Source organism: Microcystis sp. LE19-41.2A (assembly GCF_027530405.1).
GTDB lineage: Bacteria > Cyanobacteriota > Cyanobacteriia > Cyanobacteriales > Microcystaceae > Microcystis > Microcystis aeruginosa.
Genome location: NZ_JAPZQJ010000290.1, coordinates 1 through 26,703 on the forward strand (window position 1 = coordinate 1; position 26,703 = coordinate 26,703).

A 26,703-nucleotide genomic window follows, 5' to 3' on the forward strand; every position below is an offset into this window, starting at 1 on the left:
TGAATCTCATTTTTGCCCTCTAAAATATTATTTATGCTAGATATCTATAGGTGTGTTGATTCATGAATCAACCCTACCCACACCCTAGAGCGCATTAGTTTTTCGGTGGGATGCTTACAGGCAGCTGCTGATATATCTGTAATAATCTAAGAGTCACTCGACCGAATCTAAGACCTAATTGGTTAAGCCAAAAGCTTTGATATGCTTAGTTTATAACCTTCTTTTTAGGTAGGAGAATTGTCAGATTCTGTCTTTTGCCTCTTGCCTGTTGCCTCTTGCCTTCAGAAGCTGATAATTGCTGATTGTCGGTATTTCTGTAAGTGTGAGATGCACCCAAACTAACACACCTAAAATTGTTAATTAACGCATGGTGACGAATTCCTCGGCAGCACTGGGATGAATGCCGACAGTGGCATCAAAATCGGCTTTTGTTGCGCCCATTTTTACGGCAATGGCTACTCCTTGAATAATTTCGGCGGCGTGATCTCCCACCATGTGCGCCCCGAGAATTTTACCACTTTCCTGATGGACAACTAATTTCATCAAAGTTTTGTCCTCTCGGCCTGGTAAAACATTGTAACCGGGGCGGAATTTAGACCGATAAACTTTAATTCCCGTGTCACCATATTGTTTTTTTGCTTGCAATTCTGTTAATCCCACCGTCGCCGCTTCAGGAGTAGAAAATACTGCCGAAGGAACATTTTCATAACTCATTAACCGGGGTTTATTACCAAAGACTGTATCGGCAAAAGCTCGCCCCTGATTAATGGCCACGGGAGTTAAATTAATTTGATCAGTACAATCGCCCACGGCATAGATATTATCTTCGCTGGTTTGGCTATACTCGTTGACGACAATTGCCCCATTTTTTACCTCGACATTGACATTCTCTAAGCCCAATTTTTCCAGCTTAGGAATTCTTCCAGTAGCGGCTAATCCTAGGGCATCAACAAATAAGATTTCTGAGGTTTCTTGACCCTGAATATGTACTTTTAAACCCTCAGCAGTTTTCTCGATCGAAGTGGGGAAAGTTTCGGGCATAATTTTAATTCCCTGACGGATCATTTCCGCTTGAATCTCATCGCGGATATCCTCATCAAACCCTCTTAAAATCTTGTCTTTACGGATTAACTGCACCACTTCTGTCCCTAATCCGTGCATAATACCAGCAAATTCTACCCCAATATATCCCGCCCCTAAAACTATAATTCTTTTCGGTTGTTCTGGCAGTTGAAACATGGCATCAGAAACTACTGTATGTTCGATCCCCGGAATATCAGGTTTAACGGGATGTCCCCCCACGGCAATTAAAATTTTATCGGCAGTAATTTTCTGATCTCCCACCTCCAGGGTATGGGTATCAAGAAACTTGGCATAATTAGGAAAAAGCGTCACTTGAGAATTATCGAGCATCTTTTGATAAATGCCATTCAAACGTATAGTTTCCTGATTAACGGCGCTAATTAATTTTTGCCAATTTAACTGACTCTCTACTGGACTCCAACCGTAACCTTCCGCATCCTTAAATAGTTGCGGAAAACGACTAGAATAAACCATTAATTTTTTAGGAATACAACCGCGATTAACACAGGTTCCTCCCAAACGATCGTATTCTGCTAATCCCACTTTTGCCCCGTATTCGGCTGCCCGTCTAGCGGTGGCAATACCACCAGAACCACCACCAATCACCAATAAATCAAAATCATAACTCATAAAAACATCCTCGCAAATGAATAGAAGTTTGACGGAATCAAGAAACTTTTTTGGCAAAAAGGGGAGCGAATATCTCGGATCAATCCCTAACTGAATCTATCGAGTAACTAGCAGAATATGGTCACTAATGCTGCTAAATTAGAGTCAATTTATTTACTAAGTAGCTGGTTATAATTAAATTAAAAATGGATTTTAGGTTCGATCCCCCTGCCCCCCTTGATAAGGGGGGTGCCGATCCCCCCTGCCCCCCTTGATAAGGGGGGTGCCGATCCCCCCTTAGTCCCCCCTTAATAAGGGGGGCATCTGATAATTTTTAACGCCTACCTACTGCCAAGACTTAATTCTATGCTAACACGCCGCTCGAAATTATCTTTTCTCTTGGGGACTTGTTCCCTATTTCTCTGGGTAAACCATCCCGTCACCCTCGCAACCCCCATCAGTCAAGACAATTCTCTCCCTTCCCAGTTTATCTGTCCGGCAGACTTAGCCACCAGGATCGATCGCATTTTGGCCCGCCCCGATTATCAAGGCGCTTATTGGGGAATTTTAGTAAAATCCCTCAATTCTGACCAAAATATCTATAGTCTCCACGAAAATAACTTTTTTACTCCCGCTTCTACTGCGAAATTATTAACCACTGCTGCCGCTTTCAGCAAATTTAACCGCGATTATCGTCTGAAAACCCCCATTTTAGCCCAGGGCAACCCCCCCGATTTAGAAACTTTAACCTTAGTCGGGAGGGGAGATGCAACCATAACCACAGAAAAGTTAGAAAAATTCGCAGAAAAGTTAAAAGCACAGGGAATTAACTCAATTTATCGCTTAATTGTCGTTGCTAGTCCTTTTGTCGTCTCCGATAGTCAAAAAACCTGGGAATGGGAAGATGTCTTTTTTGACTATGCTGTACCCGCTTCTAGCTTGGTTTTAAACGAAAATTCCGTCACTTTAAAGCTTTTACCGCGACAATTGGGGCAAAGCTTAGATTTACAATGGTCTGATCCCATTGCCGCTAAACAATGGCTAATTGAGAATCAAACCAGCACCGCAGCGCAAGGAAGCCCGAATACTCTGGCAATTAAGGGCAATTTAGCCAATAATCGCCTGATTATCACTGGTTCTCTGGCTATTGATAGTCAAGATGATTTTAATTTAGCTATTCCCCAACCCTCGGAATATTTCCTGGCTCGCTGGCGTAATATCCTTGAAAAAGCGGGAATTACCGTTAAAACCGCCGAAATTAGCTCAGAAATTCGCGGCGATGAAATCACCAATTTAGAATCAGAACCCCTAGCATATTTGGTGGAAAAAGTCAATAAAAATAGCGATAATTTACTAGCCGAAACCCTACTACAAATGATCGGCGGTGTCTCGGGATTGCAAGAAACTTTAACAAAACTGGGAATTAACAGCGATAGTTATAAAATCGCCGATGGTTCGGGGCTATCACGACAAAACCTGATTAAACCCAATACTTTAGGAGAAATCTTAAAACTAATGGCAGAAAATCCTGATTATCGGCGTTCTTTAGCCATTGGCGGCATTGATGGCACTTTAACCAATAGATTTCGCCAGACTCCCCTAGAAGGACGATTACAGGCAAAAACTGGGACTTTAACCGGAGTTAACGCCCTCGCCGGTTATCTAGAAACCGCGGACAAGCAACCCCTAATCTTTAGCATAACCGTAAATAACAGCGATCAACCCGCCACCACCCTCAGAAACGGCATCGATGAGGTGATTTTGCTCCTAGGACAGTTAAAACGCTGTTAATCTTTAGGAGGCAAAAGGCAAAAGGCAAAAGGCAAAAGGCAAAAGGCAAAAGGCAGCTTTGTTCTCCCCAACACCCCAACACCCCAATACCCCACTACCCAACCCGCAACCAATTCGATCGAGCCATTTAAGTAGGGAGGCACAATTATTTGTAGGATGGGTTAGCGGTAGCGTAACATGAGCGGGGGTTGGGTTTCATGCTTCAACCCAACCTACGTTCATCTTATATTTAATTCCACCCACCCACTTAATCACAGAAGACTGTATACTTTTGTAAAAATTGCTTCTAGCTGACCTGTAGATTAATCGACGGAGTATTGATATATGTATATAGTTCAGGTTGCCTCTGAGTGCGCCCCAGTGATTAAAGCTGGGGGATTGGGGGATGTGGTATATGGATTGAGTCGAGAATTAGAAATTCGCGGTCATTGCGTGGAGCTAATCCTACCCATGTATGATTGTATGCGCTACGACCAAATTTGGGGCTTACACGAGGCTTATCGGGACCTGTGGGTACCTTGGTACGGTGGGGCAATTCACTGTAATGTTTTTTGTGGTTGGGTACACGGGCGCTTGTGTTTCTTTATTCAACCCAATTCGGGCGATAATTTCTTTAATCGCGGTACTTACTACGGTTGCAAAGACGATAATATGCGTTTTGCCTTCTTCTGCAAAGCCGCTTTAGAATTTTTGCTCAGAAGTAATAAACGTCCCGATATAATTCATTGTCACGACTGGCAAACCGGTTTAATTCCGCCCTTACTTTTTGAAATTTATAAATATCATGGCATGGGCAATCAGCGCGTTCTCTACACCATCCATAACTTTAAACATCAAGGATTTGCTGGTGCGGAAATTCTCAGGGCAACAGGATTAAATAACGATACTTACTACTTTAGCTATGCCCGAATGCGCGATAACTTCAATCCTTTTGTGATTAATTTTATGAAAGGTGGTATCGTCTTTTCCAACTATTTCAACACCGTCTCACCCCACCATGCTTGGGAAGCACACCACACCGATGTTAGTTACGGTTTAGGTCATACAATTCACCTACATCAACACAAATTTACTGGCATTCTCAACGGTTTAGATTACAATATCTGGAATCCAGAGGTGGATAAATTTATTGCTGCACCCTACGGTGTTGATAGCTTCTCCGAGAAGGCACGCAATAAAAAGGCACTGCGAGAAAGACTCTGGTTAAGAGATGAACCAGAAAAGCCCTTAATTTGTTATGTCGGTCGTTTAGATGACCAAAAAGGCGTACATTTAGTTCACCATGCCATGTATTATGCCTTAGCTCGCGGGGCGCAATTTGTCCTCTTAGGTTCCGCCACCGAATCGTTAATTAATAACTGGTTCTGGCATGAGAAAAATCACCTAAATAATAACCCTGATGTCCATATTGAATTGGGCTTTAATGAGGAATTATCTCACCTCATTTATGCGGGGGCCGATATGATTGTGGTTCCCAGTAATTTTGAACCCTGCGGACTGACACAAGTAATCAGCTTAAAATACGGAACCGTTCCCATCGTCCGGGGAGTTGGTGGTTTAGTTAATACGGTTTTTGATCGCGATTATGATACCTATCACCAACCCGAAGAACGCAATGGTTTTGTCTTTTTTGATCCCGATAATAATGCCCTCGAATCAGCCATGTCCCGGGCATTAGAATTGTGGTACACTCAACCAGAAGAATTCCAAAAATTAGCGATTCAAGGCATGGAATGCGATTACTCTTGGAATCGCCCCGGGGAAGAATACGTTGCCCTGTATGAAATGATTCGCCACAAATAAACTGCATCTTGCCCCTAGCAATTCCCTGGCAGTTGTCAACAGAAATTCGAGGAATAGATTTGTTGAAATTTCCGGGGAATTGCTTTAGTTTTGACCGATTGCTGACTCCTAACCCCACCAAAAAACTTTTTGCCGCAAACCCTACCTAGTAGAGCAGAAATGTTAACTTTGCTTGGTATTCTTGGGTGAGGGGATGACTAACTCCTAAAATCTGAAATATGGCTAACATGGCTTTTCTTGCCCCATCCTGACGATATTTTCTACTTTCTCCCACCAGGCTGATCAGTTTATCTAAAGCGGCGGCATAATCTTCTTTTAATGCGGAATTAATCCCAGTAAAAAATATCGCATCGAGGGGATTATTTTCTGGTTTTAACTGTTGAAATTCTAGGAGAGTTTTCCAACCTTTGATCAGGGGATTTTCTTCTTTAATAGCACTGATTAATCGGTAAGCATCAGACCATTTTTCTAGACGCATGAGAAATTTTACCGCCATAATAACTAATCGTGGTTCGTTGGGATATTTAGGAAAAAGACGATCAAATAATTGTTTAGCTGCGGGCAAATTATCGAGGGCAATCGCTTCTTGTATTTCTGCTAATCCTGTTTCTAATTCCGATTGTAAATCGAGACGGGAAAATAAGTCTCTAATTTGTTCTTCTGGCAAAGCACCAACAAAACAGGGTAACACTTCTCCCTTGCTGACAATTCGCACATCGGGAACTCCTTCTACATCGTATTGTTCCGCTAATTCGGGATTTTTATCTATATCTATTTTGGCAAGGATAAAATTATATTCACTTGCTAGTTTTTCTAGCATCGGTTTTACCAATTTACAGGGTCCACACCAGAGAGCATAAAAGTCTAAAATCACTGTATTTAGATAGGACTTCTCGATCACTTCACTGTCAAAATTTGTCCCATCTACCTCAATAGAATATCCCATCTATTTCTCCTGTAATAACTTATTTTCAGCTAGTTTTGTCTCACTTATCTCTTTTATCCAAAGGGCTAATCCTCCCCCTCGTCCCCGGGCTGCCATCATTGTTTCTGTGATCAAAAAATAGGCAAAAAATGCCTGTTTTTTGATACTTTCCTGATAAAAATTAGCTTCACTTACCTGGCCATTTCTAATAAAACCTGAATAGAGAGAGCGATTAAATAGGGTTAGGTTGAGCCGGGTAAAATCAAAGGCAAGAAGACGGGTTTTAGGAAAAAACTTAACTGGACCGCTTACGGATAGTTTTACTGCCCCTAAAACTATCTGATTGCTGACGCTTCCAGAGATAAATTCTCCCGGTTCTAAACTCTCATTTCTTTGGTAAGAGATGGTAATTTTTAACCAGGACGGTAGATAGCGACCCTTACCCAAAACGATTCCCGCTCTCTTTTTAGCTTTTTGAGTTCCCGTGATAAAGTATAATCGCCAAGTACCGACTAAAGCCGCAAAAGTAAGATTTTCTTTAGTTTTTTTATTGTTTTTTTCTTTTGTTAAGAGAAATTCTAGCAATTGAGATACAGGGGGGCGATTATTGTCCTCAAGTATTAGGGGTGAGTCGAGATTTCTAACCATGATTTCAGACAGTGCCAAGATATTTTAGCTGAAGCTACCGAACTCGAAAAAGCGAGCGATAAACCGGTTGACCCTTATTATAAGTGGACTTTTCCCTCTCCGTCGGTACGGGGAAAATATTTTCCTCTAACCAGGGGGTTTGATGTTGCCGAACAAAATTGGGATGTGCTTGAAATCTCTCGGTCATTTCCAGGGCGATCGATTCCACATCCGACTGTAAAAAAACCCAGCCCCCAGCTACCATATACTTAGCCAAAGCTATGACTAATTCTGGCTGCACAACCCGACGCTTGCTGTGACGCTGTTTAAACCAAGGATCGGGAAATTGAATCGACACCCAAAATAACTTATCCGCGGGCAAAGATTGCAGTAAAATTTCTGGGGCAACATTCATATTGCCAAAAACAAAAGCGAGATTACTTAATCCTAACCTTTCCCGTTCCTGATTCGCTTCAATTACCAAAGGTTGACGAATTTCAATCCCCAAAAAATTAATTTCTGGCTCTACTTGGGCCATTTGTAACAAAAATTTACCCCGCGCACAACCAATGTCAAGATGGAGAGGTTGCGTCATATCCTGATAAACTTGATTCCAATCGGGGGGAGCGATCGGATGGCGATATTTATGACTTAAGGGATTGACGTGCTGACGAACGCGAACTTTAGCCAAAGATATTTTCTCCTCATTTCTCCTCGATCGATCTAGTTTACCGATATTTAGCCCAATTCAATGCGATGAATTTCCGTTTCGCCATTCTCAGCGATCCTCATATCGCTTTACCCACAACCATTTTGAACCATTCTAATCGCTTTCATCTGGTGGAAGTGAGTATTCCAGCTTTAAAAATTGTTTTAGACCATCTCATCACCCTTAACCTCGATTTTCTGCTGATTGCTGGCGATTTAACCCAAGATGGTGAACCAGAAAATCATCGTTGGTTAGCCGATTGTTTAGCCACTTTACCCTTCCCCGTCTATGTGGTGCCTGGTAATCATGATGTTTTGAGTTTAACCGCGACGGAAAACCAGATCGGTTTAGGAGATTTTCCCTTTTATTATCAACAATTTGGTTACAGCAATCCCGAACAAATATACTACCAAAAAGAAATTTTACCCGGAGTGCAATTAATCGGTCTTAATTCTAATCAATTCGATGAGCAAGGTGGACAAATTGGCAGTTTAGATGCAGAACAATTGCATTGGTTAAAACAGACTTTACCCGCGCTAAAAAACGATCTAGTGATGGTGATGATCCATCATAACGTTATCGAGCATTTACCCGGACAAAGCAATCATGAATTAGGTAAACGCTATATGTTGGCTAATGCGGTAGAACTGCTCGATATACTACAGGAAAACGGCGTAAAATTGTTGATTACTGGCCATCTCCACGTGCAGGATCTGGCTTTTACTAGAGGTATCTATGAAATTACCACCGGTTCCCTCGTCAGTTATCCCCATCCCTACCGGGTGCTAGAATATTGCGAAAACACGGTTGAATTAGCCATAGAATCCTTTCATCTGCAAAATATACCCGGATGGGAGAATTTACCCGCTATTTCTCGGCAATGGTTAGGCGATCGCTCTTATCCTTTTATGATGCGTTTGTTAACCTGCCATCCCCTCAATCTTCCCGTGAGTCTAGCGGAGGAATTAGCCCCGAAATTACGAAATTTTTGGGCAGATGTGGCTAAAGGTGACACAATCTTCGATTTTAGCGATTTTCCGCCCCTAGCACGCCGTTATTTTTACGCTTTCAGTGCCATCGATCCCCTCGGTAATCCTCATTTTATCGACAATCAAGCCGTAATTAGGGTTTGCTGAAAAAGCTTTTCCTAGGGGCAGGGTGTGGGGTGTGGGGTGTGGGGTGTGGGGTTTTACCGATTTTCAGGTGGTCAATTACCTAATTTTCAGGGAAAAAGTACCTGAATTTTCCCCCCAATCACTCCAAAGGTCGGCACTTTTTGAGGGAAAACAAGTCTAAAAGTCTTATACAACAAGGTTTTTAGATTTATTCAGCAAGCCGTAATTAGTTTCAAGCATCAGTTCAGTTATCGGCGCTCAAACTTGCTGGTGGAGATGGGAGAATAGCTGCAACAAATAATTAACTATAGCTTATAGTTAAAGGACTATCCGGCAGCGCGACCGCTATCTTGGCAGAAAATATCAAAAAAAATCAATGGAAGCAATTAAAAAGGAATTGAAAAAAATCGGTTCTCTTGCCCTCTTTTTTTTCTTGGCTTTCGGTTATATTCTTCTGATCATGAAATTATTTCTGGAAGAATATTCGATTACTACCTACGTTTTGGGTAAAGCGAGCTTAGGGGCGATCATTGCGGCAAAAACCGTGGCCATTCTCGACGCAGCCATGAAGCTAGAATGGTTAGAAAATCGTCCCCGTTACCTTAGTGTTCTGTATCGAACCTTTGTTTATACCCTAGCAGCACTGATTCTCGGCTCGATCGAGGCTTTTCTGGAAGCTTATCGGGTAACGCGGGTGATTTCGGAGGCAATGGCCAAATTTTGGCAAAGGGAAAGTTTCTCTCAAATCCTTGCGGTTACTCTCTGTCTCGCAGTGGTTTTTTGTCTCCACAATCTCTGGCACGAAATCGATCGCTCTTGGGGTAAAGGCAAATTGAGAAAATTTTTTCTCGGTCGCTCCTAGAGTAGAGCAGTTATCTTAATGGTGAGATAGCAAGTTTTCCTTTTCGGGAGTCGGGAGATAAGAGTCAGGGATTTAGGGAGATAGGGAGATAGGGAGATAGGGAAATTTCAGCTAAATTCCCCACTACCCCCCACACCCCACACCCCACACCCCACACCCCACTACCCCAACACTCCACTTAAGAAGTATGTGCGATCGCCCTATCTTTCCAGGGCAACCGCTGCTACGATAAAATACGGGTGAAAAATTGCTAATCCAAGGAGTACAGACGTGATTGAACCTTTAGTGCTAGGGATTGTCCTAGGCTTAATTCCCATTACCCTAGCGGGTTTGTTCGTTGCCGCCTACTTACAGTACAAACGGGGCAATCAATTCGGCTTAGACTAAATCTATCACGCCAATCCCCCGAATTGAGAAAATCTCCCGTCAAGCTAGGCACTAGACGGGAGATTTTCAACAGGACAAATTTGCCACTTAACAGATTGTGGCTGCCGGCGTTGCCATCCCCGCAAAACTCCTCTGTCTTTTTGGGAAAGCGATCGCCAAAAAACCAAAGGCTACACGGCTGTTAAACTAGGAAAACGAATGACGGTTTCCGTATATTCGGGAACCCATCCGGCGGTAGTGGTGAAGTAACGCACTGCTTTAACTCGTTTACTGGCAGTGAGGTGAAACCAGTGTTCGCTATGGGCGGGAACATTGATGTATTCTTGAGGTTGAATAGTTAATTCCCCCTGAGAACCATCGGCAAAGACAAAGCCAAAAACCCCCTCCCCATCAATGATATAACGCACCTCATCGTCGGCGTGGGTGTGACAGCGCTCGAACTTTGCCAGTAAAGTGTCGAGATTGGGAATTTCAGGGTGTAAAACGATTAAATCTCTGGCTTGATAACCCGCTTCTTGTTTAAGTTGCTCAAAATAACCGTCTAAGCTGGTTAAAACTATTTCTTTTTCTTCGTCAGTCAGAGAAGCTTGCTTAAGTAGCTGACGAGTGGCTTCGTTTTCGATCGGCCAATAGTTTAAAGTAACATTTAATTTGGCCAATTCCAGACTAATATCGGCTAACTGGGTATAGGTTGTCCCATTCTCTAAGCGTAGTATCGCCATTAGTGATCATCCTCAAGATTACTTTTTCCATTTTAAAGTTTTCCAGAGAGAAGCCGCTCGATTTTTTGCCCCTCGATCTCTTGCCAGTTCCTAGGATTTTCTGCTCAAAAATGCTATTATGGTCTATATATGGGGAATTAGCTCAGTTGGTAGAGCGCTGCGATCGCACCGCAGAGGTCAGGGATTCGAGTTCCCTATTCTCCATTTTCCAGAGATATTAACCGCTTTTCAAGGTTCAAGAAAGATTATGAACCAGTCTCAACTTCCCAAAAAGGCGTTACTTTTATTTCTGGGGAGAATAGCAGAGGATTACTGACAGAAAAGCTAAAAGACTTAACTTGTGGGGGTAATTTTCCTTGAAAAAATGCCATTAATTCCTGAGTATTTCTTGGTAAGTGACTAAGGATAACTCCATTAGCTGAATTATCTTGAACAAAGCGAAAATTGGCTTGAGTTCCATCGAGATAATTAACGTTAATTATCACGGGAGGGATTCTAAATATTTTTTTGATTATTTTACCCAACCAAGAATATTCAAATTTAACTTGAACACGAGTAATCCCACTATTACGAGTAGGTAATTCATAGACTTGATCCCAAGTAACATTAGTAGTCTCTCCTAGAGGGGTTGGAATGCAACGACTGACTTTTTGTTTTTCTAGAAGATAAAAGTTGGTTTTGATTGCGGGGACTTGGAAGGGCGAATTTACCGAGTCAAGTTGATAATTACAAACCACATAGGAAAAGGCTTTAGGTTCATCAAAAAAAGGATGTCTGCCATCAATAGCTTGAAAGTGATAAATCAGATAATCTCTGGGAGATTAAGATAAGCTTTGATAATTTAGTTCATCCAGTTTTTCTGTATAAGCAGAATAGGATTGAATAATCGGCCGCGGTTTCCAATTAAGCTGATTGCCCGGAATAAGTGAAAATTCCCAGGGAATTATATCAATAGTTTTGCCTTGCACTTTTTCCAGCACAGAATCGGGTATTTTGGTAGCGGCAGCAATGACTTGTAAATTTTGAGTTGTACTCCTTTCACCTCGCATTTCTAATTCTCTGGGATTAAGGATAGAGGAAATGACAACCCCAATATTATTAGCCACCCTATCGGGACTGAAATTACTCCACTGGCGAGCATTTTCCAATATAGTCCAATTAGGACTAGAGGTGATAATAATACATCCCAAAAAAATTATTCCCCAAGCACAATAAGCAATTTTCTTCAACCGAGATTTTTTAATAATTGTTGTATAAAGAGAAGCTAAGACAATAACCACAAGTGTAAAAACAACAACGTGAGCATCTTGCCTAACAAATCCATGCTTAAATGATAAAAATATAGGAAAAATATAGGCAATAGCGAGACTAGGGTTTTGGTCTATAATTGCCAGAGACATTAAAAGCAAACTTAAGGACAAGCAGAGCAAGGCAATGAGTAAATGCTGGTAATTTCCTACAATACTCATCGCACTGGAATAACCAGAAGAAATTTGCCAAGAATTGCTCAAATATTCGATGAGAGAGGGAAAATTATTGAGATTAATTGTTTGGATAAGAAGTAACCCATAAAGCCCATAAAATACTAACAGAGGTAAGAAGTTAAGTAAGTAGTTCTGATTAAATAGAAGATAGATTCTGCCTTTGATACCCCTTGCCTCTCTTAATAAGGGGGGTGCCGATGGGCGGCGGGATCTGACAATAAACCAGAGAGTTAAAGCTACTCCTCCAGCAATGCAAAGATTAACTATAATATGAATAAAGGCTCGGTTATAAGAGGCTGGATAGAGAAAAATAAAGGCAATGGAAGGAATGCTTAAAGTTAAGTTAATACCAGCGAGAACATTTTTAATAACTATCGATGGTGACTTCTGAAAATATCCCCGAATAATATTAACAAATATGTAGATAAACAGGCTGCCTGCTAGATAAATTCCTAAAGTTAGTTTGGTGAGTATAGAGAAACCAGTGATCATGCCAATAGCTATAGCTAAATAATTGATGTACTTTTGAAAAAAGTTATCAAAAGACATGAGTATCAGGAGGATAAATGTCATCTGATAATCAACAGTAAAGCCGATACTGTTGTAGGGATTTCCTACTAGGGTAGCAAAAATAATTGACAGCACAAAAACTATTTGATTGCTATAGTCCTTAATAAATAATAATCTGAGAATAACCACTGCTAATAGACAAAGGTCTAGCAACCAGCGAAAATAGATAATTTGGGAAAAGTTGTGATTTAAAGATGTGCCATGAACCAGATAGCCTAGGGGTCCATAGGTGAAGATAATATCTTGTCCAAAAATTAACTGTTTATGGGCAGCATCACTAATAGCAAAAGCCCAAGAAGCATCTAAACCAATTTCTAGCCAATCAATAATAGGCAAATTTGCCAGAAAAAAGTAGGCAGTAATGATAATTAGTATTCCCTTGACGAATACAGGTGATTTGAGAGATTTTTTCTGCATAATTGTTCAGTTAAAAAATACCTTTTAAGTCCTTTTCATAGGTGTGAATCCAATCAAAAATATCTTGGATTAATTTTCTACCGTCTCGCTGGGGTTGCCATGCAGTTATAGAACTGATTTTGCGAGAATCAGTGATAAAAATTGGCATATCTCCGGTGCGATTTTCGGGAATTGCCTCAATCATGATATTATTGCCCGTGATTTCTTGACATAGTTTTGTGGTTTCGTAAAGAGACAAGGAAAAATCTTGCCCACCCCCCACATTAAAAGTCTGCCCTTTGAATTGTTCTAAATTAGCAATCTGAATATCGATTAAATCGAGTAAATCAGCTACATGAAGAAAATCTCTAACCTGTTTCCCTGTACCCCCATAACCGATATATTTTAAGGACTTCTGAAAGTAATGATTAGCCACCCAAAGGGCAAAAACTCCCTGATCAACTTTTCCCATCTGCCAAGGACCAGTTAAAACTCCACAGCGATTAATTAAAGTTCTTAATCCGTAGGCATCCCCATATTCATTAATAATCAGTTCTGATGCTAACTTAGTGGAACCGTAGAGAGAACGGGGCAAATCTAAGGGAAATTGTTCACTGATACCAAAAGCAGAAACCCCGGGTAAATCTTGCTGTTCAGATAACTGAAAACGAGTATCTGTTTCTGTATAGTTTAATTGATTAAGATAGGCAATAGGATAAACTCTGCTGGTGGAGAGAAAAATAAAATCAGCTTGGGTTTGTCTAGCTAATTCTAAACAGTTAATCGTTCCAATTAAGTTTGTTTGCAAAACATAGCCGGGGGAAGTATAACCAGCTAAAACGGAAGGTTCTGCCGAACATTCTAGGATTAAATCCACTGGCAAAGCGGATGCTTCTAAGTCTTCTGCATTTCTGACATCTCCATGAACAAATTCAATTCCCGCTTGTTTGAGACGGGGAATATTTAATTCAGAACCGCGACGTTTTAAGTTATCTAAAGCGATAATTTTCCAATCGGGATAACGTTGGGCTAATCCCAAACCTAAGGAACTGCCCACAAAACCCGCACCACCAGTAATTAACACTTGCCTAGTCATCAAAAATACTCCTCTAGATGATAATTATCAAACAACTTGATTCTTTTTCTGTTTGCGCTTATAGTCGCCTCTAGAAAGGTGTTTTTCTAACCAGATAGAGAGAACTATAAATAAATAACGACTGCCCATTTCCTTGAGTTTTAACTTGGAAACCCCCGTGGTACGATTGCGCCAAGTGATGGGAATTGTCGTATAGGAATATCCTCGCACGATTGCTTTTAAGGGCATCTCTACTGTTAAGTTAAAATGGTGAGACAGTAGAGGTGAGATTCCTTCGATAACATCCTTACGATAGATTTTAAAGGCGTTAGTGGTATCATTAAATTTTAGCCCAAATAAAACTTGAATGAATAGATTAGCCAAACGATTAATGAATAACTTGTGCATGGGATAATCAATAACTTTTCCTCCTTTGATAAAACGGGAACCAAAAACGCAATCGTAGCCTTCTTGGAGTTTATAATAATAGTCCACCATGTTATCGGGAGAGTCGGAATTATCTGCCATTACTACTGCCACTGCATCCCCGCTAAAATTTTCTAATCCACAGCGCACCGCAAAACCAAAACCATTGGGATAATAGTTATTGATGTAGCGAATCCGAGGATTTTCTTGGTTGATTTTTTGCAGAACTGCTTCGGTGTTATCTTTGCTATTGTCATTAACCACTAGGATTTCATAATCAATTTTATCCCGTTCTAAACGTTCGGATATTAAGTGAGTAGTGCTTTCGATGCAATCTTCTTCGTTGTAAGCAGGGATAATTATTGATAGGGTTTTTACCCCATGGTTATCCCTTGATTGACGTGGGTGAGAGTAACCGTCCATCTCGAAAGCTGGTGCTAATCCTTCGGGATAGTACATTTCTGTCTCATTAGTCTTATTCTTGGGTTTAAAAACTAGGCTATCACTGGCAACATAGTTAATACTGGCCCCCACTAAAACCCCAATCATTGTGTTGACTCCGGGGCTAATTCCCAACCAATTTAAGAAGGGAAATATCAAAAAAACTCGCAGTAAAATTGCTAAACCTGCCGAGAGATGATAGAGAGGAAGTTGTATCAAAATCACATCTCTGATTGTCCAATCTCCCCCAGTCCACACCCAGATTCTATAGATAAAGAAACTAGCAATTAAAGATATTTCTATCGAAATAACATTAGCAACATTCTTCAGAAATGGGGTATTAAATCCCAAGTCATCAATGAACCAATAAATTAAGAATAAGTTGATGAGAAATGCCACTCCCCCAGCAATGAGAAATCGAAAAATTTTATTATTGTAGATTTTAGTTAACATAAGGAACTCAACTCAATATAAATTACAGATAATTATCTCTTATTTACCGTGTCTTGTTGTGTATATATCACAACGTTTGTTAGAAAAAACGGGCTTGTCATTAGGATTATACAGGCTATTTAAATATTTTTTATCTTCTCGGTTTTCTCTTGTTTCGTTGCAAAAAACTATCGCCTCAACTTGATGATTAGCTCTTGATAACTCAGAGAAAGCATTTTTTAATTCTTCCTCACTTGCTTCACTATAAATCATTAAGGCACGACGTTGACTGTAGTAAGGTATCATTGAATTCCATTGATGTCCGTAGATTAACAAAACACCATCAGAAGAAGTAATACTTTGGACTTGAGAGGCAATTTCTAAGTAATTGATACTATAAAATTTTGTTTTAGGATGCCAGAAAGCTCGATAAAATTGCAGTTGTGATAACAAAATTAAAGCTAGGAAAAACCAGCCTACAGACTGCCAAATTTTCCGTTGTTTCTCTATTAATCCCATGATGGTAAATCCAGAAGCACCGAGGAGAAAGATAGCATTAGCATAGGGATAATAGTTGTGAACAAAATGCAAATTGGTAAAAATGGCAACTGTCAATATAAATAGTAAACTTAAGCCATAACTTAGTAACTTTTTTGAGGTGAAAATTGGTAATATTACTAAAGCCATAACGCTGATTATCAATCCGCCAAAAACGTCATTTAGAGTCCTAGTTAGATAATTTCTCCACTGTGACCGAGATAATTTTTGAGCGATAGTTCCAAAGTTCCAATCTCTCAAAGCTTTCGAGGTGATAAAATCTGCTGCCATGGGATTGAGTAGCTTTTGGGCATCGGTAAAGTTAACCCAAATTTTGGCTATAAGGAAGGGTATGATTATAAAAACAACGACCGGTATCAATAAATCTTTCGCTAAGTTACGAGATGAGTCTTTCTTAAACCAATTAATACCTATCCAGACACAAGCTAAAATTAAAAATCCAGCCATAGTCGTTACTTTAGTCAGACTGGCAGCGATTCCAAAAAGACAGGCTAATAAGGCAATAATTGGCGATTTATAGCGAAAATAAACAGCAATACAGGCAAGATAAGCTAAAGAGAAAAATAGGGCGGTTGATTCAATCATGAATGTTCTGGCCCAAAACAGATAAAGGGGACTGGCTAAAAATAAACTCAAAAACAGCCAACGGAAAGCTCGCGCTACTTGTAAATAAGATAGGATTACATATATAGGAATCAAACTTAAATAAAAGAAAAAAGCACTCACAAATCTACCAGTTTGGTCAATGGGAGTCTGCAAAAGCTTAACTAAAATAGCCACTATTCCTTGATAGAGCGGAAACTCCAGCGGAATTGACCAAGGCACTCCTAAAACAGGGGTTTCATAGGCTAACCAAGGACTACCTTTGAGTAAATAAAAGACCGAGATGGCCGTTTGAGTTTGACGAAAGGCGTGAGCATCTATCAAAGGATTATTCCAGCCCCTGCTAATCGCCCACAAACTATGGATTAAGCAAACTGCAAAAATTAACAATAATATTTTCTCAGTCCATGATTTAAAAGCAAGCATATTTGACCATCTCCAGTTTTTTAAACGCCTATACGCACAGACCCAGATAGTTTTGACATAGTAATCTAATGATCTACTATAACCAACGGCTAACGTTTTGACTAAAAATCTCTTTGAGAATATCTGTTACTGTGTAGGTTAACTGCCAATCAGGATAATGATTTTTAAACTTACTCACATCAGAAATCCACCAGATATGATCACCAATGCGATTAGTCTCCACATACTGCCAGTTTAACTTTTTATCCGCAATCGCTTCACATTCTTGAATAGCTTCTAACATGGAACAATTACTAAAGCGACTACCACCGATATTATAAACTTCTGCTACTCGCGGGGTCTGATAAAAATGATAGAAAGCATTGACGAGATCGTAACTATGAATGTTATCGCGTACCTGCTTACCCTTATACCCATAAATACTGTATTCTTTGCCGATCATCGTACATTTCATTAAGTAGGATAAAAAACCGTGTAATTGCGTTCCCGAATGACTTGGACCGGTTAAACAACCGCCGCGAAAAGAGGCTGTTTTCATCTCAAAATAACGACCGTATTCTTGTACTAACACATCCGCCGCCACTTTCGAGGCACCGAACAAAGAATGTTTACAAGCATCAATACTCATCAACTCGTCAATACCATGAGCAAAATAAGGATGATTTTCCGAGATTTCCCAACGTAATTCTTTTTCTACTAAAGGTAATTCATTCGGTCTATCCCCGTAAACTTTATTGGTGGAACAGAAAATAAATACTGCTTGGGGACAGTGTTGACGAGTATTTTCTAATAATACTAAAGTTCCGTTAGCATTGACACTAAAATCCATATAGGGATCCTTTGCTGCCCAATCGTGGGAAGGTTGCGCCGCCGTGTGGATAATTAAGGATATATCATGACTATAGGTTTTAAATATATCTGCAATAGCTTCATGATCCCGAATATCCACAGCATGGTGAATGTATTTATCCCCGTAATCTTGGGATAATTTGGCTCGATTCCACTCCGTTGAAGCGTCTTCGCCAAAAAATACCTGACGCATATTATTATCGATACCGACGACGGTATAACCCCGATCACAAAAAAATCTTACTGATTCGGAACCAATTAAACCAGCAGAACCGGTTACTAGAACGATCGCCATAACTATATCCTGAATTTTTTGCCCAGTTGTTCAGAAATTTCCCAAGTTGAGAAAACTTTCTCCGACTTTACTAGATATGTTCGCCTTTGTCAATTAAACCCGCGGAGATACCCTTAATTGCGGCAATTCCCTGAAAAATGATCGTCTTATCCACTAGGGGTGATTTAATGGCCTTTTCTTGCCAGTAATCCCTAATTAAGTCCCCATCTCCCCCCGTTAAAATTATCCCGCTCTCTGGATATAAATTTAACCATTCCTGACTGAATTTTTCTATTCCCGCCAAAATTGTATAAATTATCCCACTTCTTATCCCTTCTGCTGTTTCTTTTGCCCACATCTGCGGTAATCTTTCCGGTAAGGACACCTCTGGTAAGGCTGCCGTCCGTTCCCTTAAACTGGCTAATTGCACCTTTAACCCGGGTACAATTGCCCCCCCCACTAGCTTTTTATCCCCATCCACTCCCGTAAAAGTTAAGGCTGTTCCCGCATCGATGACTAAACAGGGAAATCCGTATTTTTTTCCCGCACCTAAGACAGCTAAAGCTCGATCGATGCCGAATGTCGGATATAAATCCAGTAAAGGAATATCTTTTAAAGTAATTCTCCGTAAATTGCCATAATTTGCCCATAATTCTCTTTGGTTAGGAACCACCGAGGCGACAATCAATGCACAGTTACATTTATTTGTCAAGAGTTTAGGGAAAATTTGTTGCAAAAATTCATTACTTAGGGGTTCGTTCAGGTGAGGAGTATCGAGACAAGCTAACAGGGTTTGACCGCAAAAATACCCCCAATGTAGCCGAGAATTGCCGATCATCAAACCTATCCAGTCAGTATCTTGCTCAGTCATTTATTTAGTGGGAAGTGGGAAGTGGGGAGTGGGAAGTGGGGAAGTGGGGTGATGGGGAGAATAAATAAAAATAATCTCCTGACGACCGGCTCCTGACTCCTGACTACTGACTGCTGTTGATCAAAGTAATTACCGTCACTTCGGGGGGACAAAAAAGACGACCGGGAAAATAGGTTCCTAAGCCTCGATTGACATATAATTGATTTTCCCCGACTCGGTGAAATCCCTCGGACCATTGCCAGTATCGGACTACTCTGCTAAACTGCCGGTGAAAGGGAACCCATTGACAATATGGTTCCGGCAGCGATCGCCTAAGTTTCTCTAAAACTATCGGTAGGGAACCCATACCCGGGATAGTCACTTGGCCTCCGTGGGTATGACCGGATAACTGCAAATCCACGCGCCAATCCCTTAAAACCATGGCTGTATCGGGATTGTGGGAAAGGACAAGTCTGGGTATATCGGGAGCAATTTGCTCAAGGATTTGCGGTAAAAATTCCCCGGACCAATAATCGGCCAATCCGACGATGGGAAAATTTTCGCCGTAGGGTGTGGCGATTTCATTCCAGAGTACCCGAATTCCCACGCTAGTTAAGGCTGCTCTGACGGTTTCCCTTGCGTGGGGAGGATAACTGTCATGATTTCCTAAACAAGCATAAATACCCCCTTGACTTTCGAGAGCTTTTATGCTATCAACTAGGGCAAAAATTGGCCTGGGACTATCGGTAATAAAGTCCCCCGTCAGGAAGATGAGATCGGGTTTTTCTTGATTAGTAATGGCGATCGCTTCTTGCAGGACAGCTACAGGCAAATGCTGTGCATCGCAGTGCAGATCTGACCACTGCACCAACTTGATCCCTTGCAGATGTGCCGGTAGGCCGGCAATTGCGATCGTTAATCTTTCTACCTGTAAGGATTCTAGCCAAAAGGGTCGCATCGGTGAGCCGTTGTCGGTGAGTAGTTACCGAAAAATTGGGTGTGTCAACAGTCTATCAATTCCCGATGGGGTTGTTGGGGGATGCTTCCGCAAACATCCCTCTTTTGACCATTAGCCTGGAAATTTACTGATAATTCTTTCCATAGCGGCCTCGACGTTGGCACGACTATTAAAAGCCGACAGCCGGAAATAACCCTCTCCGGCGGCCCCAAAGCCAGATCCGGGGGTCCCCACCACATTACAGGTATGTAGCAGTTTATCGAAGAAATCCCAACTCGATAGACCTTGGGGCGTTTTTACCCAAACGTAGGGCGCATTTACGCCGCCATGGACTTCTAAACCGGCGGCGGTTAATTTTTCTCGGATAATTGTTGCATTTTGTAAATAAAACTTGACAAGTTCTTCTACTTGTGCTTGTCCTTCCGGGGAATAAACCGCCTCGGCCCCCCGTTGGACAATGTAGGAAACGCCGTTAAATTTGGTCGATTGCCGACGATTCCACAGTTTCCAGAGTTGCACATCGCTGCCGTCGGCCGCTTTGGCCGTGAGACTTTGGGGAACCACGGTTAAAGCGCAACGGGTCCCAGTAAAACCAGCATTTTTAGAAAAAGAGCGAAATTCGATCGCACATTGCCGCGCCCCCTCGATTTCGTAGATGGAGTGGGGTAAACTGGCATCGGTGATAAAGGCCTCGTAGGCTGCATCAAAAAAGATAATCGATCCGTTGGCCCTAGCATAATTAACCCAAGCTGTCAAGTGTTCTTTGGTAGCCGTGGCCCCGGTGGGATTATTGGGAAAACAGAGATAGATTAAATCGACTTTTTCCGTCGGAATCTGGGCAGTAAAGTTATTTTCGGCGGTAATTGGCAGATAAATCAAGCCCTCGTATTCGCCGCGTTCGTTGACCTCTCCCGTGTGTCCAGCCATAACGTTAGTATCGACGTAAACGGGATATACTGGGTCAGTAACAGCGATCGAGTTATTATCTCCAAAAATATCGAGAATATTGCCCGTATCACACTTAGAACCGTCGGAAATAAAGATTTCATCGGCATTTATATCACAGCCGCGAGCCTGAAAATCATGGACGGCGATTTTCTCCCTTAACCAAGCATAACCCTGTTCGGGCCCGTAACCCTTAAAGCTAGAGCGATCGCCCATTTCCTCCACCGCTTTGATCATTGCCTCGCGACAAGCTAGGGGCAAAGGTTCGGTGACATCCCCAATCCCCAGACGGATAATATTAGCATCGGGATTAGCTGCCGCAAAAGCTTGGACTCGTCGGGCAATTTCTGGGAAAAGATAACCCGCTTTTAGTTTTAAGTAATTACTGTTAATGGTTGCCATAATTATTCTCGTTTCAGTCGCAACCTTTAATTCTATAATAGTCGGTCATCAGCCGTCAGTTTCGATCGCCCTCCTTCACGGACTGGGAGTGAGTGTAGGCGGTTGTCTTTCGATATACAATCAGAGAAAAACCTCTTAATAACTGACATTAGTATGGGTGAATCAAAACGTCGTCAATCGGCCCTGGGTGATAAGTATGGACAGGAAGAAAACATCCTGCCTTGGCTACCGATTACTAAAAGTCAAGCATCCCAAGCTTACAAGTTAACCACTAGGGGTGCCTGGATTGGTATAGGAGTTTTAGCTGGGGTTTGGGTAGTTATTCGCTTTGTCGGGCCGGCCTTCGGTTGGTGGAATGTCCAATAACTGGTTAAAGCTGCATCAGTTTGGGGGTTAGGGTTTTAGGGTTTTAGGGTGTTGGGGTTTTAGTTGAAATTCCCCCACTTCCCCACTTCCCCACTTCCCCACTCCCACCAAAAAATTAATTTTGTTGGTTTGCCAAGATCTGGTCATCGATCGCCCAGTCTATTTCTTGCCGATCGCGACCGGAAGGGAGATAATCATTCTGGAAGGAGTCTGCTAAACCACTGACGAGATCATATTCGGGCTGCCAGTTTAACTCCCGGGTGGCCTTATTAATATCAGCGTAAAAATGTTGAACCCGCAGGGGGAAAGGTTTCTTTTTGCCGAAGTCAAATTTTTTGGGGTTATAGTTAACAATCTCGATTTCCTCGGCATTTTTCCCCATCGCTGCCGCGCAAGCTTTTGCTAAACCGTTAAAAGTTACATAGCGATCGCCAGAAATATTATACACTTGACCGATAGCCTGAGAATTCCCCAATACTGCGGCCATGGCCTTGGCCAGATCGACAACGTGACCAAATTGGGTAAAATGTTCCCCATGACCGGGTATAGGAATAGGACGATTACGAACCAAACGGTCAAAAAACCAAGCTTCTAGGTCATTATAGTTACCCGGTCCGTAGATATAAACCGGACGGATGGAAGTCCAGGGTAAACCCATCTCGCTTAAATAGTTTTCTGTCTCGTGTTTTCCCTTGTGGCGACTTTTGGGATCTAGTTTATCCCCTTCTTTATGGGGCATTTGGTCGGATTTTAGATAAACCCCCGCCGAGCTAACATAGACAAAATGCCTGATTCTGTCGCCAAAAATCTCGACGAGGGGCTGAGTATCACTTAATTCTCTGCCATTATTATCGAAAATTGCCTCAAAATCTTCATTTTTAAGCTTTTCTTTCAGTTGCGCTGGGTCAGTGCGATCGCCGTGAATCTGTCGTACTCCAGCAACCGGAGCGGGTTTATTGCCACGATTGAATAATACTACCTCATGACCCTGTTCTACTAACACTTTAGTCAAAGAAACACCGATAAATCGGGTTCCACCCATAATTAAAATTTTCATAGTCGCCATTGTCAATATCAAGGTTATATTATCACTCGATCGGTGCGGTTTAAAAACTGTGCTTTTTAGGTTTGTGTCATCAATCCAGTCTTTTGGGGGGTTCTACCCCCCAAACCCCCCGTTGGGGACGCAAGCGCCGTCCCCAAACCCCTCGCGCATTAGCTTTTCGGTGGGATGCTTACACGCGGCTGTTCATACATTTGTAGCAGTTTAAGAGTGACTGATAATTGCTGATTATCGGTATTTCCGAAAATGTGAGATGCACCCAAACCGAGCGACTTTTAATGCAAGTTTTAAGTAAGCGCCAATTCAGACTTAAATTGTTGGCGAAGTTTCGGTAAAATCAAGGTAATTAGTCAACAGAGGAGGTCAAAATTATGACTTTAGCCAAGGTAAAAAATCTTTATGATCAAGATTTTGCTTTGTGGATAGAGAAGACGGTCAAACAATTAAAATCTGGGGATTTATCTCAAGTTGATTTAGAGAATTTGATCGAGGAGGTGGAATCTTTGGGAAGACGAGATAAAAGAGAACTTAAAAACCGTTTAATTACATTATTTGAACACGGTTTAAAACGGCGTTATCTTCCTTTTTCCGACTGTTATCGAGGTTGGGAAGTAACAATTAAACGCTGTCAATCTAAGTTAAAAGATATCCTGAAAGATTCTCCTAGTTTATGCAGTTTTTTAACCGATATTTATGATAATTGTTATCAGGAAGCGGTGGAGAATATGCGAATTGAATATGATGCTAGTTTTTCCGATTTTTGTCCTTTTTCTAAGGATATTGATGTTTTATTAAATCATAAGTTTTGGGAAAGTTAAACTCTGATAATAAATCCGTTGAGTAGAGGCAAGAGGCGGAATAAATAATCAGTCTTTAATAACCAGACTTAGTGTGATTTTCAAGAAATTAATTTAAGTTTAACAAGGAGAAAAATGATGACTTTAGCCAAGGTAAAAAATCTTTATAATCAAGATTTTGCTTTGTGGATAGAAGCAACCGTCAAACAATTAAAATCTGGGGATTTATCTCAGGTTGATTTAGAGAATTTGATCGAGGAGGTGGAGTCTTTGGGGAAAAGTCAACCCAAAGCGGTTGATAATTTTTTAACTCGTTTATTAGAACATTTATTAAAACGTTGTTATGTGGTTCTTCCCGATTGTTATCGAGGGTGGGAAATTGAAATTAGAAATTTTCGCAAGGAGTTGAAGAAAGAATTTAAGTATTCTCCTAGTTTAAAAAGGTTTATGATAGAGATTTTAGAAGAATGTTATCGAGAAGCTTTAGAAGCGGTGAAAGAGGATTATCCGGACTCTAATTTTCCCGATGTTTGTCCCTTTGCTGAGGATATTGATGGTTTATTAAATCATAAGTTTTGGGAAGATGAAAAATATGTCAAACCCTAATCTTTGGGGGGAATTGCCATCACTTGATTATCATTAATCACCAATTTACCGCCCAATTTTTCGATATTTTCCTTAGCTAACCTGCGGGTTTCTTCGTCTTGGCTATTTATCCAGACTAACATCCAAGCACCGACTCTAGGAGCGCGACTATCGGGATTAGTTTCTAAAAATTTTACTGTTCCCCTAGCGGATTTTTCGATAAATTCATTACCAGCAATTTTCGCCCAATCGGCGGCCATTTGATAGGATTTTTTCGCCGCGGGAATATCACCTAAAAATAATAGTTCATCCACTCCTTTATATAACCAAAGAAAATAGGCATCGGTGACATCAGGAGTGATTTTTGATAAACCTTTATTCATAATCTCAATGGTTCTTTCCGGTTTACCAGCATTCAGGGAAGAAGCGACGGACATCATCAAATAGGCGCGGACAAATTTGGGGTCATTTTTGGTGACAATTTCCATAAAATCGGGACTTAAACCGTAACCAGTTTCCCGGCGAGCATCCCCATCGCCATAGTATTGTATAAACTGCAACATTGACCAATTGGCTAACATATTATCAAAGCCAAAGGAAGGTATATTTTTTAATAACTGAACCTGAGCATTTTCTAGACGAGACTCTTGACGATAATTTCTATCTAATAACTTTTCTTTGGTCAAGGTTTTCACCTTTTCCTGTTGCATTTCCACAATAGCCATGATTAGTCCACCGATGACGGCGACTAAACCAAGAGTTTTAAGTAAGGATAGATTGAGAGATTTTTTTGCACCTACCATAGCTTTAAATAAAAGTCAATAATCAGTGTAGGGTTAATTCATGAATTAACCCTACCATCGCGGTTAATTCATGAATTAACCCTACGATGAATTAACCCTACGATGAATTAACCCTACGATGAATTAACCCTACGATGAATTAACCCTACGATGAATTAACCCTACGATGAATTAACCCTACGATGAATTAACCTACAAATCACGACCTTCATAATTATAACCATTTACTTATCAACAAAAATAAAAGATTTTTGGGGTTATTTTAATTAATTTCAATGCCATTAACACAGCTAAGAACGCCGGCGGAATTACTGGTAGAAACATTATCTTCTAAAGGAGTTTCATCCTCACAAACAATACCAGTATAGGCCCCGGCTGCCGTTTGTCCAGACGCTCCAGCATAATTTTTAATATCGTCATCAAATGGAGTCAAAGCATCCAATTCATAGGCGGCTCCAAAAGCATTGGGAGGTCCTACTTCGCTGATATTATAGAATTTTAGGGAAATAGTGGCAGCTTCCAGAGCTAGTTCAGATAAAGTAGCAAAAGTCCCTTTTTCATAACGATAACCCTGTTGGGCGCGATTGATCAATCCCAGTGCTGCGCGCGCTTCTGCTTGCCTACCTTTGGCGACTTGTCCGAAGAGACTCGGTAAACTGATGGCAGCGAGAACCCCCAATAAAATCACCACTACTAACAATTCTATTAGAGTAAAACCCCTCGCTTTTTTTGCCTGTGATTTGATTGCTGAAAAAAGAAGGTATTTCATAGTTAGGCCCTGGCAATATTGACTATATTTTGGGTGTTGGGGTGTTGGGGTGGTCACTGCGTGCGCGTTGCGGGGGGTGTTGGGGTGTTGGGGTGTTGGGGTGTTCGGGTGTTGGGGTTTTAGTTGAAATTCCCCCACTTCCCCACTTCCCCACTTCCCCACTTCCCCACTTCCCCACTTCCCCACTTCCCCACTTCCCGAAAAAAATCAAAAGCGCAAGGTTTCCGAGAGAACATTTCCCTGCCACCTTCCGCTAGATTATCAATTGTTGGTTATTATGCCAGAAAGCTTTTAGGCAATCTGGGAAGAATATCTATTGGACCGGATTGCCGGTGGTGCAGGAACCACCACCTGCTGCCGCTGCTACTGCATTAGTAGGGTGAGTTGCTTCACATATGATTGCACTGAAAACACCTGCGGAGGTTTGACCTACAGAAGAAGCGTAGTCGCGAATATCGTCGTTGTAGTTGGTTAGAGCGGTAGCACTAGCTCCAGCCGCGGTGGCACTGGCGGTGCCAACGTCAGCATAAGTGTAGTATGTACCTGTTATAGCTATAGGCAAATCAGTTAGAGCACCAAAGGCTGTGTTTTCCAAGCGGTAAGCCTGTTGAGCGCGGTTAACGGCACCGAGGTTGCTGCGAGCTTCCGCTTGTCTGCCTTTGGCTACCTGATTGAGGAGGTTGGGGAGAGCGATGGCGGCCAGTACACCGATGATGATAACGACAACTAGGAGTTCGATGAGGGTGAAACCTTTGTTACCGTTCTTTTTGTTGAGAGCTTGGATGAGTTTGAATTTGAAGGTGGAGTTCATGGGTATATCCTTGTGTTAGGTGTTTTTTGTCCTCTATAAACAATCTACCCACCTGTTTCAGAAAACCTATCACCCTTGGAAAAATTTTTTTTGGGGAAGTGGGGTGGTGGGGAAGTGGGGTGGTGGGGAAGTGGGGGGGTGTGGAAGTGGGGTGGGGGGGAAGTGGGGGAATGGGGATTTAACTGTA

Annotated in this window: 24 protein-coding genes, 1 tRNA gene and 1 pseudogene; 9 read left to right on the forward strand and 17 right to left on the reverse strand. The window is 41.5% G+C overall.

What is annotated here, in order from left to right; genetic code table 11:
- Positions 1-360 precede the first annotated feature (360 nt).
- A complete protein-coding gene (gorA, locus tag O9290_RS12300; protein WP_288026437.1) occupies positions 361-1,713 on the reverse strand; it encodes a glutathione-disulfide reductase in 1,353 nt (450 codons plus the stop codon).
- Between the two features lie 345 nt (positions 1,714-2,058).
- On the opposite strand from gorA, the gene dacB reads away from it, so the two are divergent.
- Together dacB and glgA are read left to right on the forward strand one after the other, a co-directional pair.
- Positions 2,059-3,483, forward strand: a complete 1,425-nt coding sequence (dacB, locus tag O9290_RS12305; protein ID WP_288056887.1) for a D-alanyl-D-alanine carboxypeptidase/D-alanyl-D-alanine endopeptidase — start codon at positions 2,059-2,061, stop codon at positions 3,481-3,483.
- 324 nt (positions 3,484-3,807) lie between these two features.
- A complete protein-coding gene (gene glgA, locus O9290_RS12310) occupies positions 3,808-5,286 on the forward strand; it encodes a glycogen synthase GlgA (RefSeq protein ID WP_288056886.1) in 1,479 nt (492 codons plus the stop codon).
- 145 nt (positions 5,287-5,431) lie between these two features.
- Here the strand turns inward: glgA and O9290_RS12315 are convergent, their stop codons facing one another.
- From O9290_RS12315 to trmB, 3 genes are read right to left on the reverse strand one after another with little or no spacing between them, the layout of a single operon-like run.
- The gene (locus O9290_RS12315; protein WP_288056883.1) at positions 5,432-6,232 is read right to left on the reverse strand and encodes a tetratricopeptide repeat protein; all 801 of its coding nucleotides are present in this window, start codon (positions 6,230-6,232) and stop codon (positions 5,432-5,434) included.
- A complete protein-coding gene (locus O9290_RS12320; protein ID WP_288056880.1) occupies positions 6,233-6,859 on the reverse strand; it encodes a hypothetical protein in 627 nt (208 codons plus the stop codon).
- 34 nt (positions 6,860-6,893) lie between these two features.
- The gene (gene trmB, locus O9290_RS12325) at positions 6,894-7,529 is read right to left on the reverse strand and encodes a tRNA (guanosine(46)-N7)-methyltransferase TrmB (RefSeq protein ID WP_286825890.1); all 636 of its coding nucleotides are present in this window, start codon (positions 7,527-7,529) and stop codon (positions 6,894-6,896) included.
- Positions 7,530-7,594: 65 nt separating this feature from the next.
- Between trmB and O9290_RS12330 the strand changes: the two genes are divergently transcribed.
- From O9290_RS12330 to petG, 3 genes are all read left to right on the forward strand, one after another.
- Positions 7,595-8,683: a metallophosphoesterase family protein gene (locus O9290_RS12330; RefSeq protein ID WP_288056877.1), complete on the forward strand. Its 1,089-nt coding sequence runs from the start codon at positions 7,595-7,597 to the stop codon at positions 8,681-8,683.
- Positions 8,684-9,038: 355 nt separating this feature from the next.
- Positions 9,039-9,524, forward strand: coding sequence for a hypothetical protein (locus O9290_RS12335; protein ID WP_288056874.1), 486 nt, complete (start codon positions 9,039-9,041; stop codon positions 9,522-9,524).
- A 270-nt stretch (positions 9,525-9,794) separates the two neighbouring features.
- Entirely contained in the window at positions 9,795-9,911 is a 117-nt protein-coding gene (gene petG / locus O9290_RS12340) for a cytochrome b6-f complex subunit V (RefSeq protein ID WP_002738052.1), read from the forward strand.
- 170 nt (positions 9,912-10,081) lie between these two features.
- Here petG and O9290_RS12345 read toward each other — a convergent pair whose 3' ends face one another.
- On the reverse strand, positions 10,082-10,633 hold the full coding sequence (locus O9290_RS12345) for a 1,2-dihydroxy-3-keto-5-methylthiopentene dioxygenase (protein ID WP_288059906.1): 552 nt from the start codon (positions 10,631-10,633) through the stop codon (positions 10,082-10,084).
- 131 nt (positions 10,634-10,764) lie between these two features.
- On the opposite strand from O9290_RS12345, the gene O9290_RS12350 reads away from it, so the two are divergent.
- A tRNA-Ala gene (locus O9290_RS12350) sits at positions 10,765-10,837 on the forward strand.
- Between the two features lie 41 nt (positions 10,838-10,878).
- On the opposite strand, the pseudogene O9290_RS12360 reads toward O9290_RS12350, so the two are convergent.
- The 8 genes and pseudogenes from O9290_RS12360 to O9290_RS12395 all read right to left on the reverse strand — a co-directional run bounded on the left by O9290_RS12360 (position 10,879) and on the right by O9290_RS12395 (position 21,322).
- Positions 10,879-13,104: pseudogene (locus tag O9290_RS12360) on the reverse strand (hypothetical protein).
- Between the two features lie 10 nt (positions 13,105-13,114).
- Entirely contained in the window at positions 13,115-14,179 is a 1,065-nt protein-coding gene (locus O9290_RS12365; RefSeq protein WP_288059903.1) for an NAD-dependent epimerase/dehydratase family protein, read from the reverse strand.
- A 27-nt stretch (positions 14,180-14,206) separates the two neighbouring features.
- On the reverse strand, positions 14,207-15,478 hold the full coding sequence (locus tag O9290_RS12370; RefSeq protein ID WP_288059902.1) for a glycosyltransferase: 1,272 nt from the start codon (positions 15,476-15,478) through the stop codon (positions 14,207-14,209).
- A 39-nt stretch (positions 15,479-15,517) separates the two neighbouring features.
- Positions 15,518-17,044: an ArnT family glycosyltransferase gene (locus O9290_RS12375; RefSeq protein ID WP_288059901.1), complete on the reverse strand. Its 1,527-nt coding sequence runs from the start codon at positions 17,042-17,044 to the stop codon at positions 15,518-15,520.
- Positions 17,045-17,120: 76 nt separating this feature from the next.
- Positions 17,121-18,188, reverse strand: a complete 1,068-nt coding sequence (locus tag O9290_RS12380; protein ID WP_002759431.1) for an NAD-dependent epimerase/dehydratase family protein — start codon at positions 18,186-18,188, stop codon at positions 17,121-17,123.
- A gap of 70 nt (positions 18,189-18,258) precedes the next feature.
- Positions 18,259-19,038: a pantothenate kinase gene (locus tag O9290_RS12385; RefSeq protein ID WP_288059900.1), complete on the reverse strand. Its 780-nt coding sequence runs from the start codon at positions 19,036-19,038 to the stop codon at positions 18,259-18,261.
- 103 nt (positions 19,039-19,141) lie between these two features.
- Positions 19,142-19,975, reverse strand: a complete 834-nt coding sequence (locus tag O9290_RS12390) for a metallophosphoesterase (protein ID WP_288057403.1) — start codon at positions 19,973-19,975, stop codon at positions 19,142-19,144.
- 111 nt (positions 19,976-20,086) lie between these two features.
- A complete protein-coding gene (locus tag O9290_RS12395; protein ID WP_288057405.1) occupies positions 20,087-21,322 on the reverse strand; it encodes an LL-diaminopimelate aminotransferase in 1,236 nt (411 codons plus the stop codon).
- Positions 21,323-21,475: 153 nt separating this feature from the next.
- Between O9290_RS12395 and O9290_RS12400 the strand changes: the two genes are divergently transcribed.
- A complete protein-coding gene (locus O9290_RS12400; RefSeq protein WP_002759416.1) occupies positions 21,476-21,688 on the forward strand; it encodes a DUF2839 domain-containing protein in 213 nt (70 codons plus the stop codon).
- A 115-nt stretch (positions 21,689-21,803) separates the two neighbouring features.
- Here O9290_RS12400 and O9290_RS12405 read toward each other — a convergent pair whose 3' ends face one another.
- A complete protein-coding gene (locus tag O9290_RS12405) occupies positions 21,804-22,745 on the reverse strand; it encodes an NAD-dependent epimerase/dehydratase family protein (RefSeq protein ID WP_147074183.1) in 942 nt (313 codons plus the stop codon).
- Between the two features lie 377 nt (positions 22,746-23,122).
- On the opposite strand from O9290_RS12405, the gene O9290_RS12410 reads away from it, so the two are divergent.
- Together O9290_RS12410 and O9290_RS12415 are read left to right on the forward strand one after the other, a co-directional pair.
- A complete protein-coding gene (locus O9290_RS12410) occupies positions 23,123-23,569 on the forward strand; it encodes a DUF29 domain-containing protein (RefSeq protein ID WP_288055122.1) in 447 nt (148 codons plus the stop codon).
- A gap of 117 nt (positions 23,570-23,686) precedes the next feature.
- Positions 23,687-24,154, forward strand: coding sequence for a DUF29 domain-containing protein (locus O9290_RS12415; RefSeq protein ID WP_288055120.1), 468 nt, complete (start codon positions 23,687-23,689; stop codon positions 24,152-24,154).
- Here the strand turns inward: O9290_RS12415 and O9290_RS12420 are convergent.
- From O9290_RS12420 to O9290_RS12430, 3 genes are all read right to left on the reverse strand, one after another.
- Positions 24,151-24,936 carry a hypothetical protein gene (locus O9290_RS12420; RefSeq protein WP_288055118.1) on the reverse strand — a complete coding sequence of 262 codons (786 nt, stop codon included), beginning with the start codon at positions 24,934-24,936 and terminating at the stop codon, positions 24,151-24,153. The two genes, O9290_RS12415 and O9290_RS12420, sit on opposite strands and share 4 nt — an antisense overlap.
- Positions 24,937-25,198: 262 nt before the next feature.
- A complete protein-coding gene (locus tag O9290_RS12425) occupies positions 25,199-25,705 on the reverse strand; it encodes a type IV pilin-like G/H family protein (RefSeq protein WP_288055116.1) in 507 nt (168 codons plus the stop codon).
- Positions 25,706-26,018: 313 nt separating this feature from the next.
- Positions 26,019-26,516, reverse strand: coding sequence for a type IV pilin-like G/H family protein (locus O9290_RS12430; protein ID WP_288055188.1), 498 nt, complete (start codon positions 26,514-26,516; stop codon positions 26,019-26,021).
- Between the last annotated feature and the right edge of the window lie 187 nt (positions 26,517-26,703).

Coding starts and splice junctions, on each gene's coding strand:
- O9290_RS12370 (WP_288059902.1), bottom strand. CDS start 15,478: ATGTTAACTAAAATCTACAATAATAAAATTTTTCGATTTCTCATTGCT.
- dacB (WP_288056887.1), top strand. CDS start 2,059: ATGCTAACACGCCGCTCGAAATTATCTTTTCTCTTGGGGACTTGTTCC.
- O9290_RS12315 (WP_288056883.1), bottom strand. CDS start 6,232: ATGGGATATTCTATTGAGGTAGATGGGACAAATTTTGACAGTGAAGTG.
- O9290_RS12375 (WP_288059901.1), bottom strand. CDS start 17,044: ATGCTTGCTTTTAAATCATGGACTGAGAAAATATTATTGTTAATTTTT.
- O9290_RS12430 (WP_288055188.1), bottom strand. CDS start 26,516: ATGAACTCCACCTTCAAATTCAAACTCATCCAAGCTCTCAACAAAAAG.
- O9290_RS12400 (WP_002759416.1), top strand. CDS start 21,476: ATGGGTGAATCAAAACGTCGTCAATCGGCCCTGGGTGATAAGTATGGA.
- O9290_RS12425 (WP_288055116.1), bottom strand. CDS start 25,705: ATGAAATACCTTCTTTTTTCAGCAATCAAATCACAGGCAAAAAAAGCG.
- glgA (WP_288056886.1), top strand. CDS start 3,808: ATGTATATAGTTCAGGTTGCCTCTGAGTGCGCCCCAGTGATTAAAGCT.
- O9290_RS12415 (WP_288055120.1), top strand. CDS start 23,687: ATGACTTTAGCCAAGGTAAAAAATCTTTATAATCAAGATTTTGCTTTG.
- O9290_RS12335 (WP_288056874.1), top strand. CDS start 9,039: ATGGAAGCAATTAAAAAGGAATTGAAAAAAATCGGTTCTCTTGCCCTC.
- O9290_RS12380 (WP_002759431.1), bottom strand. CDS start 18,188: ATGGCGATCGTTCTAGTAACCGGTTCTGCTGGTTTAATTGGTTCCGAA.
- O9290_RS12395 (WP_288057405.1), bottom strand. CDS start 21,322: ATGGCAACCATTAACAGTAATTACTTAAAACTAAAAGCGGGTTATCTT.
- O9290_RS12410 (WP_288055122.1), top strand. CDS start 23,123: ATGACTTTAGCCAAGGTAAAAAATCTTTATGATCAAGATTTTGCTTTG.
- O9290_RS12345 (WP_288059906.1), bottom strand. CDS start 10,633: ATGGCGATACTACGCTTAGAGAATGGGACAACCTATACCCAGTTAGCC.
- O9290_RS12420 (WP_288055118.1), bottom strand. CDS start 24,936: ATGGTAGGTGCAAAAAAATCTCTCAATCTATCCTTACTTAAAACTCTT.
- O9290_RS12385 (WP_288059900.1), bottom strand. CDS start 19,038: ATGACTGAGCAAGATACTGACTGGATAGGTTTGATGATCGGCAATTCT.
- gorA (WP_288026437.1), bottom strand. CDS start 1,713: ATGAGTTATGATTTTGATTTATTGGTGATTGGTGGTGGTTCTGGTGGT.
- O9290_RS12320 (WP_288056880.1), bottom strand. CDS start 6,859: ATGGTTAGAAATCTCGACTCACCCCTAATACTTGAGGACAATAATCGC.
- O9290_RS12365 (WP_288059903.1), bottom strand. CDS start 14,179: ATGACTAGGCAAGTGTTAATTACTGGTGGTGCGGGTTTTGTGGGCAGT.
- O9290_RS12405 (WP_147074183.1), bottom strand. CDS start 22,745: ATGAAAATTTTAATTATGGGTGGAACCCGATTTATCGGTGTTTCTTTG.
- O9290_RS12330 (WP_288056877.1), top strand. CDS start 7,595: ATGAATTTCCGTTTCGCCATTCTCAGCGATCCTCATATCGCTTTACCC.
- O9290_RS12390 (WP_288057403.1), bottom strand. CDS start 19,975: ATGCGACCCTTTTGGCTAGAATCCTTACAGGTAGAAAGATTAACGATC.